1 protein-coding gene is annotated in these 927 nt (G+C 58.8%); it reads right to left on the bottom strand.

Annotated elements, in window-relative coordinates; genetic code table 11:
* Positions 1-616: IS110 family transposase (locus F2S13_RS28910; RefSeq protein WP_166367298.1), on the bottom strand; the 616-nt coding region annotated here is incomplete at its 3' end.
* Positions 617-927: the final 311 nt, after the last annotated feature.

Here is a 927-nt window from a genome sequence, read left to right as displayed (position 1 = left end):
CTTCCACCCGGGCTGTCAGTACAGCGATGCGTTCGCCCAGATAACGCCTTTCGACGAGCAATTCATCGATCAGTTCTCGCAACAGATCCGGCAGTGGCTGAGTGGCGTCTTCCAGTATCCGCGGCACACCTTGATTGATAGCCACATCGCCTTGCGCCAGGGCTACACCGTGCTCAAGCAACAAGCCACGTACCTGATTGCCCAGTGCAGTGTGCCGCCGGACATAACCTCGTCGGGCCCGGTGTAGAGCCTGTATCGCCAGCGCCGTGGTGCTTTTGATCGGCACCGCTGCGATGCTCGAATCCCGACCCGCACGAAGAATGGCATGCGCGTCGTTGCGATCGTTCTTGGCTCCACTGCGGTGCTCGGCCACCCGCTGGGCTGGCAGGATACGTACTGGGTTCCCTTTTGCCTGGAGCAACCGGGCCCAGGCTTGCGCTCCAGGCCCACTCTCCATTAGGACGGTCACCGTCACAGGCAACTTGATCAGGTACTCATGAAACGCTTCACGGGATTTGATCCGATCTTCGTAGATAACACGACCAGGACCATCATCACCCGCCAGTTGAAAGACCTGCTTGGCCAGATCAATTGCCAAGTTCACGCAGAGCTCGATTGAAGACAAGGAGTTGTGTTTCGCCGTATGCTTTTTCATGGACTCGCCCTCGCTGCCGTTGGCTTCTTAAGAACGCCACCGTGGCACTGTGATGCCTCGGCGGGGGCGAGTCCATTTGATTACAGGTTCGGCGCGATTGCGGTCTACCTGTAGGCAAATTCTTTATTTCTTGAACGACATTTCCCAAGCATAATCAACCCGCCTTGAACGCTGTTGCGCCTGTGTTTCCCGGTGGCTAGTCTTGCCCCGGCGCGGCCCAATCACCCACCGGGGTCTGCGAGCCCGGAGCGCTGGGGCCTAGGGTGCGCCGG

Source organism: Pseudomonas akapageensis (genome assembly GCF_011355085.1).
In the GTDB taxonomy this organism is placed as follows: domain Bacteria; phylum Pseudomonadota; class Gammaproteobacteria; order Pseudomonadales; family Pseudomonadaceae; genus Aquipseudomonas; species Aquipseudomonas akapageensis.
This window is presented reverse-complemented; position numbering and strand designations above follow the sequence as displayed.